A 13,697-nucleotide genomic window follows, 5' to 3' on the forward strand; every position below is an offset into this window, starting at 1 on the left:
GATGCGGTCAATGGCTGAACAAAATGTCATCACTTCTATGCTAGACGATTTGTCAAAAGAGCAGCCCATTTCAACCGCAATCTGTATTGGTCAGGATCTTGAGCAATACAATCAATTTCATCCAATTCAATGGCAACATTTTAACGTAACTGAGTTTTTAAATCTGCCTTTTACCCAGCGTTTTGACCTTGGATTTGTGATTCTTGATACTGAAACGATGTTGAGTTTGGATCAGCAGCAGAAAACGCAGATGTTGGTAAAATTGCGTGACCTATTTGCCAAACGCATCGTAGTGGTGAGTAAATTACACGATGAACAATTATTACGTGCTTTAGGCTTTACTCAGCTCATTGATAAAACCACGCATGAAAGTGATTTTGCTTTATGGCAGTTTAATATTTTGACTTATAAACACATTCCAGATTGGTTTAACTCTAAATTTTGGGCAAATCCTGAAAACTGGGATAAATTCCGTTGGTAACAAATACTTAGCCTGCGAGAAATTGCAAAAATTAACAAACATTTATGATAAATCTGTGTTTTCCCACGTATGCTGTAATGAATTTATCTAGGTTTCACTGGGAAAAATAAAATGACAAATTTAAATAATATTGTTGAGATTTTAGCAAAGCAGGCCCTTGGTGGTGCAAACAATCAAAATCAACAAGGTGGTCTGGGTGGTATTTTAGGTTCGGTGCTGGGTCAATTGGGCGCAAATGCAGGCACTCAAAATAACCAAACCAATGCTCAAAACCAAGCGGGTGGTTTGGGTGGAATTTTAGGCTCTGTGTTGGGCCAACTGGGTGGTGCAGCGCAGCCGCAGCAACGTAGTAGCGGTGGTAATGCATCAACCATTTTAGTAGCAGTGTTACCTCTGGTGCTGGCTTGGATTCAAAAACAAGGTGGCCTACAAGGTGCTTTGGATAAATTACGTGGACAGGGCTTGAGCAGTCAGGTTGATGATTGGGTATCTACAGGCCCTGGTGATAATGCTGCTGTGACTAATCAACAAGTACAAAATTTATTTGATGATGCCGAAGTGGAGCAAGTTGCACAAGAAACACAAACTCAGAAACAAGATGTATATAGCGCAATTTCAAGGGTATTGCCGCAAATTATTGACTCATTGACGCCACAAGCTGGACAAACTAATCAGCAAGAAGCGAATGCTGATATTCAACAAGTGATGAATTTGGTCTCAGGTTTCCTGAAGCGTTAATCAAAATATCGATTTAGGTATTTGATTGAATACAAGCCAGTGAACACTGGCTTTTTTATGATTTGAAAAATGATAACAATGTGACGCTAAGATGGATTAAATAAACGGTTCGACACACTGATTTTTTTGCCAATATAGTGTGATTTTTTTTGACGAATCAAAATGATTTTCGACTGAAATTCTAACTCACCAAACTCTGGCTCAACTTGCACATAATGTAGTTGACCAAACTCATCACGCACACGGGCTTGAGCTGAAAAGCCGGGACGGGCATTTCCACTTGAAATGGTGGCTAGACGACCCAGTAGGTTAACGGTTTGTTTTTTATATTTGGGCGGGACAACCTGATCCAAACAATGGATCATAAATACCGTAAAGAATATGGCAATAATCAGCGCAGGTAAAATAAGATAATAAGCAGGTACGAATTGACCTTCTTTGGCATGTATACAGAACTGAAGTACATAGCCTGCAAAGCTAAAATTCATCAGTAAGAAGAACAAAATCAGAGTCTTAGAAAATTTGACATTCAATAATGCCAATTCTTGTATGCGCTGAGGGGCAATTCTTTTTAAAACTTGGCTAGGACTAATATTTATATAGTAGCCAATGGTTTCAACCATGCCCAATAACAGTACGGCTAATAAACTTAAATGAAAGGGTATTAAGTTATAGTCTGTTAAAAATGCGGACATGGTTGTATTCCAGTGTTTATTCTTCTGTGAGGTAGATTCCACCATCAGAATGCACGTTAATGTTCACTTTTTCAAGGGCTTGACCCTGACATGGACCAGAAATACATTCCCCAGATTCGACCATAAACAGGGCGCCATGTGTTGAGCACTCAATAAATTCTTGGTCACGATCTAGAAACTGATTTTCTAGAAACTCAAGTTCTACGTGCAAGTGTGGGCAGTTATTTTGATAAGCGTAAAACATGCCATCACGTTGGGTGATAAAAATCGTTTCACCATCAGGCGTTTCGAATGATCGTGCTTCACGTTCAGGCACATCATCCGTCATGCAAATTTTAAACATTAAGCACATTCCTTTTGAAATGATTGTAAAAGCTGAGCATAGTCTTCAACTGCTAGGCGTGGACCAAACTGAGCCACAACTTCACTTGAAATCAAGATGGCAAGTTCAGCAGCCGTTTGATAGTCATGACCTGCATTCAGTGCATATAGGAAAGCACCCGCAAATGCATCACCAGCACCATTGGTATCAACTGCGGTAACTTTACGACCTGGCACAGTAAATGTTGCTACTTCATTATGGATTAAGGCGCCTTTGGCACTTAATGTAATGACAATGTGTTTACTTAGTGATTGCAATTTAGCAAGTGCAGCATCTAAATGATCTGTTTCTGTGTACATCAGCGCTTCTTGTTCATTACAGAACAATAAGTCCACGCCATCATCGAGTAACTCATCTAGACCTTGACGTGCATATTGCACCATTGCTGGATCAGATAAGGTCAAAGCAATTTGTACACCATTGGTTTTGGCGATTTGTCGTGCTTGTTTTACCGCTAGGCGTGCGCTGTCTGATGTAGAAAGATAACCTTCGATATATAACCATTTCGCAGTACTTAAGGTGCCAAAATCAATTTGGCTATCAGTCAATTCAGCAGTAATACCGAGGTAAGTATGCATCGTACGTTCAGAATCAGGGCTGACCAATACCATACATGTGCCGGTTACACCTTCACTGATTGATTGAGTTGCAGTTTGGATACCTGCGTCGTTTAAACCATTTAGGTAAATTTGACCTAAGTCATCATTGCCGACACGACAACCATAAAATGCAGTTCCGCCTAAAGCACTAAAAGCAACCGTTGTATTTGCTGCAGAACCACCAGAAGCTTGACCTTTATATTCTTGAGTCGCTTTTAGATTGTTATAAAGGGCTGCTTGAGTATCACCATCAGTCAGTTGCATCGTACCTTTTTGCAGATTGTGTTGAATTAGGAATTCGTCAGAGACTTTAAATTCTTGGTCAATAAGTGCATTACCAATTGCAAAAAGGTCAACAGTTGCCATGTTGTATGTTCACATCAAAAAAATGAAAGTGCTAAGTTTACACGAATGCTCAGGATTGCTGTAGTTTGTTGAAGAAAATTCAATTAAAGGACAAGTGTGTATAAAAATCGGGCAAATCCATTATATTTTTACATTTTTTTTGAATTAGTTGCCGTTTTAATCAGCTTTGCTATTGTGCAAATCGAAAAATTTTACTTTTATAGAGCTATAGGGTGTTCAGACTGAATCAAGATGATTTGGTCATCATAAATAGATTACAGATTAAAAGTGTGAATATATGGAAATTACGATTCGTCCAGCAGAGCAACTTCCTGCTCAAATCGAAAATATTGCTGCTTTGGCGCAGCATGAAGGCTATACATTTATACACCGTTTAATTGAAGAATATCAAAGTGGTAAAAATCGTTTTGACCAAACGGGTGAGCAATTATTGCTTGCTTATGATGGCGATAAATTGATTGCTTGTGGCGGTTTAAATCAGCAATGGGGTGATACTGGTGTAGAAGAACGGATTGGTCGAGTTCGCCGTTTCTATGTGCATCCGCAGTATCGTCAGCATGGCGTGGGTAAGCAGCTATTGGTGGAATTGGAAAAGGGTGCGAAAAAGCATTTTTCTGCACTGTGCTTAAATACTGAGCTTAAAAATGCTGCAAAATTCTATCAAAAACAGAATTATGTCTATGTTGAAAGCCATCCAAATTATAATTATTTCAAATATCTAGTTTAGTGTTAAATCCCAAAATAGACTCTAAATACTGTAAATGAAGCATCCGATTTCGGGTGCTTTTTTCTTGTGATAATTCTAAAAAAGAGCGCCTTATTTTAAGCAAATTTTTAAGCAAAAATTCATTTTAGTTATTGAAGATATAAGCATCAAAATAACTGCATAGAGTGATGCATATGCAAGTGCATGAGCTACAAGACTACGTAAAAAAAGTCCCTGAGATTACCGCACTGTTTTGGTTGACCAAAATTTTTGCGACCACCTTTGGTGAAACCAGTGGTGATGCATTGTCTATGTCCTTAAATTTGGGCTATTTACTCAGTACCTTTATTTTCGCAGGCATATTTATCAGTTTGCTGTATTTTCAAATACAGTCCAAAGCCTATAAACCTTATTTATATTGGGCCACGATTATTGCCAGTACCACGGTTGGTACGACTTTAGCGGATTTTGTAGATCGTTCCTTAGGGATTGGCTATTTGGGTGGTAGTTTGCTGTTGCTGAGTTTGGTGCTCATATCGCTTTTTAGTTGGTATCGAGTCGAAGGATCGATCAATCCAAGTGTAGTGAATTTGCCGCGAACACAGATCTTTTATTGGCTGACGATTACATTTTCTCAAACGCTAGGTACAGCTTTGGGGGACTGGACTTCCGATAGTGCGGGATTAGGCTATAGCGGTGGCATTTGGCTATTTGGTGGTTTAATTCTATTGATGGCGTTGTTGTACTTTTTTAGTCGGGTCTCAAAGACGTTTATATTTTGGGCCACTTTTGTTTTGACACGTCCATTGGGCGCTGTTGTTGGCGATTTTCTAGATAAGCCAATCAGTTCAGGTGGATTGGATCTAAGTCGCTTTATGGCTTCTTTTGTATTGTTGTTGGCGATTGTGATTTGTGTCTATTGGTCAACACGAAATGATAGGCAATCCATAAAACCAGTCTAAATGTTTTAGTGCGAAAACAAGTGATTTTTAAAATTAAAGTTCAAGTTGATTAAAAAAGTTGGAAATGTTGTTTCGGTGAATCTAGTTATGATTTTTTAAGGTATACTTTGCCTAATTTAAATGAATAGATTAGGAGCACACATGACTGTAGATGTCACTGAAACCATTTCTCAAACTGTACATCCCGCGTTTCAGTTGATTCGTCAACATCATGTTGAAGCTTTAGACATTTTAGTGTCTGAATATAAACACAAAGTGACTGGCGCGGTGCATTATCACTTAGCCACAAACCATGACGAAAATGTATTTTTAGTTGCCTTCCGTACGCAGCCTATGGATTCAAAAGGTGAGGCGCATATTCTTGAGCATACGGCACTGTGTGGCTCAGAAAAGTTTCCTGTACGTGACCCATTCTTTTTAATGATTCGTCGTTCACTCAATACGTTTATGAACGCGTTTACCGCTGCGGATTGGACGGCTTATCCATTTGCAACGCAAAACAAAAAAGATTTCCAAAACTTGTTAGAAGTTTATATGGATGCTGCTTTTGCTGCGAATTTGAACCCGCTTGATTTTGCGCAAGAAGGGATTCGTATTGAGCTAGAAAATGGCGAAGCTGTATATAAAGGCGTGGTATTTAATGAAATGAAAGGTGCCATGAGTTCACCTTCAGATCAGTTGTATCACCAACTTGCACATCATTTATTCCCAGAAACGACATATCATTACAACTCAGGCGGTGATCCGAAAGACATTCCTGACTTGAGCTATGAAGAATTGGTCAGTTTCTACAAATCACATTATCACCCAAGTAATGCGGTGTTCATGACCTTTGGTAATGAGCCTGCATATAACTTACAAGAACAGTTTGAAACGCTTGCTTTGTCAAAGTTTGAAAAAGGTCAAACGCTGTATTCAAAACCTGAGCGTCGTTTAACTGCGCCTGTAACTGTAACTGAAACGTATGCAGTTGATGCTGAAGACCTCAAAGACAAAACCTATCATGTGCTTTCTTGGTTATTGCCTGAAGCAAGTAATATCAAATTACGTTTAGGGATGCGTTTGGTTGAGGGGGTATTGCTTGAAGATTCTGCTTCGCCATTACGTCATTACTTAGAAACCTGTGGTTATGCACAGTCGACTGGTCCATTCATGGGCGTAGATGACTCAAACTATGAAATGACGTTCTACTGTGCAATTCAAGGTTCCAACCCTGAGCATGCAGAACAATTTAAAAATGGCGTGTTTAAAGTATTAGAAGACGTTGCGGCTAAGCCTGTTGACCCGGCTTTAGTTGAGGCGATTTTGCATCAAATTGAATTGCATCAGCGTGAAATCAATGGTGATGGTACACCATATGGCCTAAGCTTAATTCTCAATGGTTTAAGCAGTGCGATTCACCATTCAGACCCTGTGGATGTCTGGGATGTGGATACGGCCATTGAACAAGTGAAGGAAGAGTTGAAAGACCCAATGTGGTTATCTAACTTAATCAAAACCTACTTGCTTGACAATCAACATCGTGTGCAATTAACTTTGGTTCCAGATGCTGAAAAAAATGCGTTGGAAGCGGCAGCAGAAAAAGCACGTTTAAAAGAAATTGTTGCGAACTTAACTGAAGCGCAAAAAGCAGAGATTATTGCGCAGACTGAAGCACTGAACATTCGTCAAGATACCCCAGATGATTTGAACCTATTGCCTAAAGTAGGTTTGGAAGACGTTCCTGCACAATTACAGATTGTACAAGGTCAATTACGCGAAATTATCAGTAATGGCTTGGATACGCCGTTAAATCTTTACCATGCAGGCACCAATGGTCTTTATTACCAACAAGTTTTGATTCAGATTCCTGATGAAGTGGTGCAATCGCCGTATTTCAATCTCTTATCGATTTTGATGGGTGAAGTTGGTGCAGGTGAATACGACTACTTAGAGCTACAACAGTTGCAAACAGCTGTGAGTGGCGGTTTAGGTATGGGCGCATCGCTGCGTTCAAAAGTGGACGATAAAGGTCAAATTAGTGCTTGGCTAACGTTGACCACTAAATCATTGGTGAATAATCTTGAAGCCATTCGCTTATTGAAATTGGCTTTTGAACAGCTACGTTTTGATGAGAAAAACCGTATCGTAGAGTTATTGCAACAACGTAAAGCACGTTGGCATTCACGTGTTTCTGGCTCTGGTCATAGCTATGCAATGCAAATTGCAGGTCGTCAACATAGTGCATTGGCGTTACGTGATTATCATAATACAGGCCTAGGCGCGCTGAACTGGTTGTCAGAACTTGTCAGCAAAATTGAGCAAGACGACACGGCTTATAATGCCTTGATTGATGAGCTTAAGTTAATTCACAACCTTTTGCTTAAAGCACCAAAACAATTCTTGGTGGTGTGTGAAGAACATCATTCAGACCGATTGGTTGAGGAAGTTCAAACCATTTGGGATAAAGTGGCGATTGATGACAACCCACATGCTTTAACTCAAGTGAATTTTGCAGATAGCAACAATGACGAAGCTTGGCTCATTCAAGCCAATGTTCAGTTCTGCGCTTCAGCATATCCTGCGGTGGAAGTGTCGCATCCTGATGCAGCACCTTTAATGATTTTGGCGGCTTATTTGCGTAATGGCTTCTTGCATAGCGCGATTCGTGAAAAAGGTGGTGCTTATGGTGGTGGTGCAAGCTATGACGGTAATGCATGTTCATTCCGTTTCTATAGCTACCGTGACCCACGTTTAGCTGAAACGTTTAAAGATTTTGACGCAAGTGTGCAGTGGCTACTGAATGCTGAACAACAACCGCATCAGCTTGAAGAAGCGATTTTGGGCCTAATTGCCAGCATGGATAAACCGGGATCACCAGCGGGTGAAGCTATTACAGCTTGTTATGCTTTATTGCATAAACGCACGCCAGCTTTCCGTCAAATGTTACGTGAACGTCTTTTGAATGTGACTTTGGAAGATCTAAAACGTGTTGCTGTGGCGTACTTGGTTGAACAACAACCAACAAAAGCTGTGGTTGCACCGGTGGCTAAGCGAGATGCTTTGGTTGAGCTTGGTTTCGAAATAAAACAAGTGAATTAAAACAAAAAAGGGGTTTTTATGGCGTTCAAATCTCTTGAGCGTACGACATTGCAACTGAGCCTCATTGCGCTCAGTTCAATGTATGTCAGTACTGTAAATGCACAAAATGCGGATGTGGCTGCTAAGCCTGCAACCGCAGAAGCATGTGTGGCACTTGAGTCAAATGCAGAGCGATTATCGTGTTATGACGCTTTGTTTAAAGTGCAACCTGCTGAAAAAGAAATGTTGGTCTCTGAGCGTCAAGCCGCCCAAGAAATTAAACCTGAGCCGACTGAAAAGCTGACTTTGAAAGAAAAAGTCAGTCATGCGTTTACGGACCGTTTATTTGCTGTAGAAGCACCGAACCTCAATCCAAATCTTTCATTATTGGATAGTCGTTGGGAGCTTTCTCCAGAAAGTAAATTGGGAACATGGAATATTCGCGGCTATCAACCTGTGTATTTAATGCCGGGATATTGGACATCGGATAAAAATGAACGTCCATCTAGCCCGAATGAAAATAACACGGTACAAGCCGATCAGGAACAAAACCTAAAATCGATGGAAGCCAAGTTCCAATTGTCATTAAAAACCAAAGCTGTTGAAAACTTATTTGGTGATAATGGTGATATCTGGTTGGGCTATACCCAGTCTTCTCGTTGGCAAGTCTACAACGAAGACGAATCACGACCATTTCGTGAAACCAACTATGAGCCTGAAGCCAGTCTGGTTTTTCGTACCAACTATGAACTCTTGGGTTTGAACTGGCGTATGCTGGGCTTAACTTTTAACCATCAGTCTAATGGACGTTCTGATCCCTTATCGCGGAGTTGGAACCGTGTCATGTTAAATCTAGGATTTGAACGTGACAATTTTGCACTGATGTTACGTCCTTGGTATCGTTTCGAAGAAGATACCAAAGATGATAACAACCCAGATATTACCGACTATGTGGGACGTGGGGATTTAACAGCATTTTATCGTCATAAAGATCATGACTTTAGTTTGATGTTACGTCATTCATTGAAAGGTGGTGATGACTCACATGGTGCTGTGCAGTTTGATTGGACTTTCCCAATCAATGGTAAATTGCGCGGCACAGTTCAATTGTTTGATGGCTATGGTGAAAGCCTGATTGACTATAACCATCGGGCAACCTATGTCGGTGTCGGTGTGTCATTAATGAATTGGTTCTAAAGATTCGAATTTAAAAAAACCACGCTAAGGCGTGGTTTTTTTATAACTGTGAGACAATGTACAAATCAACCAATCTGAATCTCAGAAGGTGGGTGTTTTAACCGACTCTTCTTCGGTGTGGCAATCAGATAGGCCAGTGTTAAGGGGCCAAGTCGACCTGCGAACATTAATAACATTAGGGCGACTAAACTGGCAGGTTGTAAGTCACTGGTGATGCCACGAGATAGGCCTACTGTACAGGCAGCGGATACCGCTTCGAACAACAAATCTAAAAAGCGTTTATCAGGTTCGAGAAGCAATAGACTGAAAAAACCAATAAATATCAACGTCACTGTAATGAAAATTACCGCTAATGCTTTAAAGGTGGTTTTTTCTGAAACAGAGTGGTTAAACACACGCAGTTCGTCTTCACGTCTTAAAAAACTGACAACACTGAGCACAACAATAATAAACGTTCCAACTTTAATGCCACCGGCCGTACTGAGAGAACCACCACCAATAAACATCAGTAACATCGTGACGAGTGATGATGCATCGCTCATGCTTTCCATGGGTAAGCTGTTAAAACCGGATGAACGTGGAACCGTTGCATGGAACCAAGCATTTAGGGCTTGATCACCTAGTGACATCGTGGCTAAGGTTGCAGCATTATTGGCTTCTAATAACCAAATGGTGATGAAGGCGAAGACATTTAGTCCTGCAATAGTCGATAAAATCAGCTTGCTATTGGTACTGAGTTTTTTCCAACTTTTATTGCGCTTAATGTCCATCAGTACCAAAAAGCCAATACCACCAATGATGTAAAGCATACTGATGGTAAATGTAATGAAATAACGGTCTGCGAAGCTCATTAAACTATTGGGAAATAATGAAAATCCACCATTATTAAATGCTGAAACACTATAAAAGGCAGCATAAAACAGGGCCTGATTAAAATTGTATTCTTGCATCCAAGCGATGGTCAAAATAACCGTTCCCACCATTTCAAAAAATAGCGAATAAAGCAGTACGCCTTTGATAGTCATGGTTACTTTGGCAAGGCTGGTTTGTCCAATGGTTTCTTGAGCCATAATTTGTTGTTTTAGCCCAATTTTAGGGGACAAACTCATAGCGGCCAATATCGCAAAGGTCATAAAACCGAGACCACCGCATTGTAGTAAACCCATAATCACGACTTTACCAAACACAGTATAGGCTTCGCCGACATTTACAACCGAAAGTCCAGTAATGGTCACGGCTGAGGTCGCTGTAAAGAGGGCATTGATCCAACTTAAATCACCATGATGTGAATAAGGGAGTTTTAACAGCAAGGTGCCAATGATAATGAGCCCAAGAAAACCCAATGCCAAAATACTGGGTGGACTGAGATTAATGGTATTACGCTGTTTATTGTGCAGTTTCATGTTTTTCTACTGTCATCTTGCGCGCTTGTGTGCAAATAGAGCACGACGCTGATTACAAAGTTGCTTTAAAGTGTTTAGCCAGTCGACGTAAATGTTCGAGTAAACCTTCAACCACTAAAATATCGCCTGTTTGTAAAATCAGGTTTGGATCTAAACTATATTGAAGCTCGGTGCCACGTTTATGCAAAATCGTCTTCACTTCAGGGACATGATCCATTATTTGATTTAAACGCGTGCCTTGTTGTGACTCTTTAATTTCAACTTTCACCAAATAATGGTCATCTTCGAGCACCATGTAGCGGCTCACCATTGGATAACTTAGTGACTGAGCAACACGGACACCCATATCTTCTTCAGGATGGATGATTTTGCTGATGCCTAAATGGGTTAAAATCATGTGATGCGCTTTGGACTTGGCTTTGGCCCAAATTTTGTTGATCCCCATGTTTTTAAGATGGAGCACACATAAGATGCTGGCTTCAATATCTTCACCAATTGCGACAACGACAGCTTCACAATTTTGAATATTGAGTTCTTGTAAAACGTGTTCATCTGTTGCATCAGCAATCACTGCATGGGTTAGTTGGTCCGAAATACTTTCAACAAACTTTTTATTGCTATCGATTCCAATGACATCGTGTTTTAAACCCATGAGTTCTGTGGCTACAGTTGCGCCAAAACTTCCTAAGCCAATCACAGCGAATTGAGCCATGCCGTATTCCTAAATTATTCTAAAGTTATTGAATATGTTGATGTTAGCTTGTTCAGCCTAGAGCGGCTATGAAAATTTACATAATCCATCTAAACCGAAAAGCTCTAATTTTTAATTTCTTCAGCGTTTTGATAGGCATAAAGTTCAGCAATATTGGGACAATTATCCATAACTTGTTGGTATTTAAAAATTTCATAACCTAATTTGTTTTTTAGAATGTATTGAAATTGATGCTGATCTTCTTTAATGACATTTAGGGTAGCTTTACGAACGAGCTTGGAATTGTTCTTTAAACGGTTTAAGCCATCGCATGAAAATTCACGGATAATGGCTTGAACATATTCGGGAGCGGTTTGATCACTTAGCTCATCAAAGCGAATATATACAATGTAATTTGGATATTGATTCAACATTTCAGCCTGCGCGGTATAGCCGTAAATATTTTCTAGATTTTGCGTACGTGACTGATTTGGAATTTGTTTCATACTTTGACGAATCTTATCTTCCTCTTGCTTAAGTTGATAAGCCGGATATACATAAAAATATCCACCTAAACCCACAATGGCGATCATTAATAAGACATAAATATTCAACTTTAATTATCCATTTTGTTTTATTTTCAATGGATTATAGGGTATGGTGAATTTAACAACAATGACAGCGTTGATGAATTAAATTGATGAATATATTTATTTTGATGTAGAAAAGAATTGATACAAATAAAAAAGCTGGAATCTAGATTCCAGCTTTTTTATAGAAGTCTCATTTATTTCAAGAAACGTTGATAACCGAGGTTATTGGTAATCTCAACATATGGGTAGGTAATATTTTCCAATGTTTCAATCAAACCATCAGGGTTTTGTTTCGCATCCGTTGCTTCCATACCCACCAATACACGACCTTCCGCAGCACCGTGGTTACGGTAGTGGAATAGGGTGATGTTATGGGTCGGACCAAGACGTTCTAAGAAAGTCAGTAGTGCGCCCGGACGTTCTGGGAATTCCACGCGGAATAGGCGTTCATTTTCAATGTCTGCATGTCCGCCAATTAAATAACGGATATGGAGTTTAGCCACTTCATCATCGGAAAGATCGTCTACATCGTATTGGAATTTTAAAGTTTCAAAAATTTCCTGACGTTCTTTTTCGCCATTTTTGAGACTAATACCCACAAACACTTGAGCGGCACTTGAGTTGCTTGCGCGGTAGTTAAACTCAGTAATGTTACGGCCTTGTAGTGCACGGCAGAATTTTAGGAAAGAACCTTTTTCTTCTGGAATGGTCACAGCAAAGATCGCTTCTTTACGTTCACCCAGTTCGGTACGTTCTGCAATGTAGCGCAGACGGTCAAAGTTCATGTTTGCACCGCAAACAATCGACACCATATTTTTATTTTCTAGGCCGTGCTCTGCAACATACTTCTTAATACCTGCAAGCGCCATTGCACCTGAGGGTTCAACAATGCTTCGGCATTCATCAAAGGTATCTTTAATCGCTGCACAGATTTCATCGGTATTTACCAGTACAACTTCACGCTCAACAATAGGGCCTGAGTTATCTGATTTTTGTAGCTGAATCACTTCAAATGGTTTTTCACCAATTTGTGCAACCGCCGTACCGTCAGCAAATAAGCCAACAGAAGGCAGTATCACACGTTCGCCAGATTCAAATGCGGCTTTTAAACATGCTGATTCGTCATATTCAACAGGAATGACTTTAACATGCGGTGCCACATCACCAAGATAAGCAGCTACACCGGCAATAAGACCGCCACCGCCTACAGCAACAAATACATAGTCCACATCACGCCATTGACGAAGAATTTCATTGGCAATGGTTCCTTGACCGGCCATAACGAGTTCGTCGTCATAAGGTGGAATAAAGGTCATACCTTCATCTTTTGCACATTGGATTGCGTATTTATTGGCTACATCAAAAGAATCGCCATGCAGAACCACTTCACCGCCTAAGCGTTTAACCGCTTGTACTTTAATGTCTGGTGTGGTTTTAGGCATAACAATAATGGCGCGAATACCCAACTTTTTACCAGATAATGCCACGCCTTGAGCATGGTTACCTGCAGAAGCAGTAATAACGCCACGTTCCAACTGAGATTTCGGTAATTGACTAATACGGTTGTAGGCACCGCGTAGCTTGAAAGAAAAGACAGGTTGTAAATCTTCGCGTTTAAAGCGAATGTTATTGTTTAGTTTTTCACTAATTCGTGGCGCTGCTTCGAGTGGGGTTTCGATTGCAACGTCATAGACCGTTGCCTGTAATATTTGTCGAACCAAACGAGACAGCATGTTAATTTTCCATCTAACAGTTTAAAATAGGGGTTTATTGTAACAAACCCCTGTACATTTGGGCTGAAAAATCAGCGTCTAATGTCAAAAA

13 protein-coding genes are annotated in these 13,697 nt (G+C 40.1%); 6 read left to right on the plus strand and 7 right to left on the minus strand.

The window, feature by feature from the left end; genetic code table 11:
* Positions 1 to 10: 10 nt before the first annotated feature.
* Both FTU80_RS04255 and FTU80_RS04260 read left to right on the plus strand, forming a co-directional pair.
* Positions 11 to 481: a DUF6231 family protein gene (locus FTU80_RS04255; protein WP_078188659.1), complete on the plus strand. Its 471-nt coding sequence runs from the start codon at positions 11 to 13 to the stop codon at positions 479 to 481.
* 111 nt (positions 482 to 592) lie between these two features.
* The gene (locus FTU80_RS04260) at positions 593 to 1,219 is read left to right on the plus strand and encodes a YidB family protein (RefSeq protein ID WP_111883715.1); all 627 of its coding nucleotides are present in this window, start codon (positions 593 to 595) and stop codon (positions 1,217 to 1,219) included.
* Positions 1,220 to 1,305: 86 nt separating this feature from the next.
* Here FTU80_RS04260 and FTU80_RS04265 read toward each other — a convergent pair whose 3' ends face one another.
* The 3 genes from FTU80_RS04265 to FTU80_RS04275 are packed head-to-tail and all read right to left on the minus strand — an operon-like array spanning position 1,306 to position 3,261.
* Positions 1,306 to 1,914, minus strand: a complete 609-nt coding sequence (locus FTU80_RS04265) for an OB-fold-containig protein (RefSeq protein WP_168378601.1) — start codon at positions 1,912 to 1,914, stop codon at positions 1,306 to 1,308.
* A gap of 16 nt (positions 1,915 to 1,930) precedes the next feature.
* Entirely contained in the window at positions 1,931 to 2,257 is a 327-nt protein-coding gene (locus FTU80_RS04270) for a Rieske (2Fe-2S) protein (protein ID WP_180041404.1), read from the minus strand.
* Positions 2,257 to 3,261 carry an adenosine kinase gene (locus FTU80_RS04275; RefSeq protein WP_180084334.1) on the minus strand — a complete coding sequence of 335 codons (1,005 nt, stop codon included), beginning with the start codon at positions 3,259 to 3,261 and terminating at the stop codon, positions 2,257 to 2,259. The genes FTU80_RS04270 and FTU80_RS04275 overlap by 1 nt, the downstream gene beginning before the upstream one ends.
* 277 nt (positions 3,262 to 3,538) lie before the next feature.
* On the opposite strand from FTU80_RS04275, the gene FTU80_RS04280 reads away from it, so the two are divergent.
* From FTU80_RS04280 to FTU80_RS04295, 4 genes are all read left to right on the plus strand, one after another.
* Positions 3,539 to 3,988 carry a GNAT family N-acetyltransferase gene (locus tag FTU80_RS04280; RefSeq protein WP_078188654.1) on the plus strand — a complete coding sequence of 150 codons (450 nt, stop codon included), beginning with the start codon at positions 3,539 to 3,541 and terminating at the stop codon, positions 3,986 to 3,988.
* Positions 3,989 to 4,155: 167 nt separating this feature from the next.
* Entirely contained in the window at positions 4,156 to 4,929 is a 774-nt protein-coding gene (locus FTU80_RS04285; protein ID WP_180084335.1) for a hypothetical protein, read from the plus strand.
* A 141-nt stretch (positions 4,930 to 5,070) separates the two neighbouring features.
* Positions 5,071 to 8,010, plus strand: coding sequence for an insulinase family protein (locus FTU80_RS04290; protein WP_180084336.1), 2,940 nt, complete (start codon positions 5,071 to 5,073; stop codon positions 8,008 to 8,010).
* A gap of 18 nt (positions 8,011 to 8,028) precedes the next feature.
* Positions 8,029 to 9,186 (plus strand): phospholipase A, encoded by a 1,158-nt coding sequence (locus FTU80_RS04295; protein WP_180034824.1) that lies wholly within the window; start codon positions 8,029 to 8,031, stop codon positions 9,184 to 9,186.
* A 65-nt stretch (positions 9,187 to 9,251) separates the two neighbouring features.
* Here FTU80_RS04295 and FTU80_RS04300 read toward each other — a convergent pair whose 3' ends face one another.
* The 4 genes from FTU80_RS04300 to ilvA all read right to left on the minus strand — a co-directional run bounded on the left by FTU80_RS04300 (position 9,252) and on the right by ilvA (position 13,606).
* Entirely contained in the window at positions 9,252 to 10,589 is a 1,338-nt protein-coding gene (locus FTU80_RS04300) for a TrkH family potassium uptake protein (protein ID WP_168378596.1), read from the minus strand.
* Positions 10,590 to 10,641: 52 nt separating this feature from the next.
* Positions 10,642 to 11,301 (minus strand): TrkA family potassium uptake protein, encoded by a 660-nt coding sequence (locus FTU80_RS04305; RefSeq protein WP_078188649.1) that lies wholly within the window; start codon positions 11,299 to 11,301, stop codon positions 10,642 to 10,644.
* Positions 11,302 to 11,405: 104 nt separating this feature from the next.
* Complete coding sequence (locus FTU80_RS04310; protein WP_180084337.1) at positions 11,406 to 11,894, minus strand: hypothetical protein; 489 nt, start codon at positions 11,892 to 11,894, stop codon at positions 11,406 to 11,408.
* 173 nt (positions 11,895 to 12,067) lie between these two features.
* Positions 12,068 to 13,606 (minus strand): threonine ammonia-lyase, biosynthetic, encoded by a 1,539-nt coding sequence (gene ilvA / locus FTU80_RS04315; protein WP_180084338.1) that lies wholly within the window; start codon positions 13,604 to 13,606, stop codon positions 12,068 to 12,070.
* Between the last annotated feature and the right edge of the window lie 91 nt (positions 13,607 to 13,697).

The sequence above is a fragment of the Acinetobacter sp. YH12145 genome (assembly GCF_013418335.1).
Classification (GTDB): Bacteria; Pseudomonadota; Gammaproteobacteria; order Pseudomonadales; family Moraxellaceae; genus Acinetobacter; species Acinetobacter amyesii.

Excerpts from the sequence above, each read along its gene's own strand:
- FTU80_RS04275 (WP_180084334.1), bottom strand. The coding sequence starts at position 3,261 with ATGGCAACTGTTGACCTTTTTGCAATTGGTAATGCACTTATTGACCAA.
- FTU80_RS04270 (WP_180041404.1), bottom strand. The coding sequence starts at position 2,257 with ATGTTTAAAATTTGCATGACGGATGATGTGCCTGAACGTGAAGCACGA.
- FTU80_RS04285 (WP_180084335.1), top strand. The coding sequence starts at position 4,156 with ATGCATATGCAAGTGCATGAGCTACAAGACTACGTAAAAAAAGTCCCT.
- FTU80_RS04305 (WP_078188649.1), bottom strand. The coding sequence starts at position 11,301 with ATGGCTCAATTCGCTGTGATTGGCTTAGGAAGTTTTGGCGCAACTGTA.
- FTU80_RS04265 (WP_168378601.1), bottom strand. The coding sequence starts at position 1,914 with ATGTCCGCATTTTTAACAGACTATAACTTAATACCCTTTCATTTAAGT.
- FTU80_RS04290 (WP_180084336.1), top strand. The coding sequence starts at position 5,071 with ATGACTGTAGATGTCACTGAAACCATTTCTCAAACTGTACATCCCGCG.
- FTU80_RS04300 (WP_168378596.1), bottom strand. The coding sequence starts at position 10,589 with ATGAAACTGCACAATAAACAGCGTAATACCATTAATCTCAGTCCACCC.
- FTU80_RS04260 (WP_111883715.1), top strand. The coding sequence starts at position 593 with ATGACAAATTTAAATAATATTGTTGAGATTTTAGCAAAGCAGGCCCTT.
- ilvA (WP_180084338.1), bottom strand. The coding sequence starts at position 13,606 with ATGCTGTCTCGTTTGGTTCGACAAATATTACAGGCAACGGTCTATGAC.
- FTU80_RS04280 (WP_078188654.1), top strand. The coding sequence starts at position 3,539 with ATGGAAATTACGATTCGTCCAGCAGAGCAACTTCCTGCTCAAATCGAA.
- FTU80_RS04295 (WP_180034824.1), top strand. The coding sequence starts at position 8,029 with ATGGCGTTCAAATCTCTTGAGCGTACGACATTGCAACTGAGCCTCATT.
- FTU80_RS04255 (WP_078188659.1), top strand. The coding sequence starts at position 11 with ATGGCTGAACAAAATGTCATCACTTCTATGCTAGACGATTTGTCAAAA.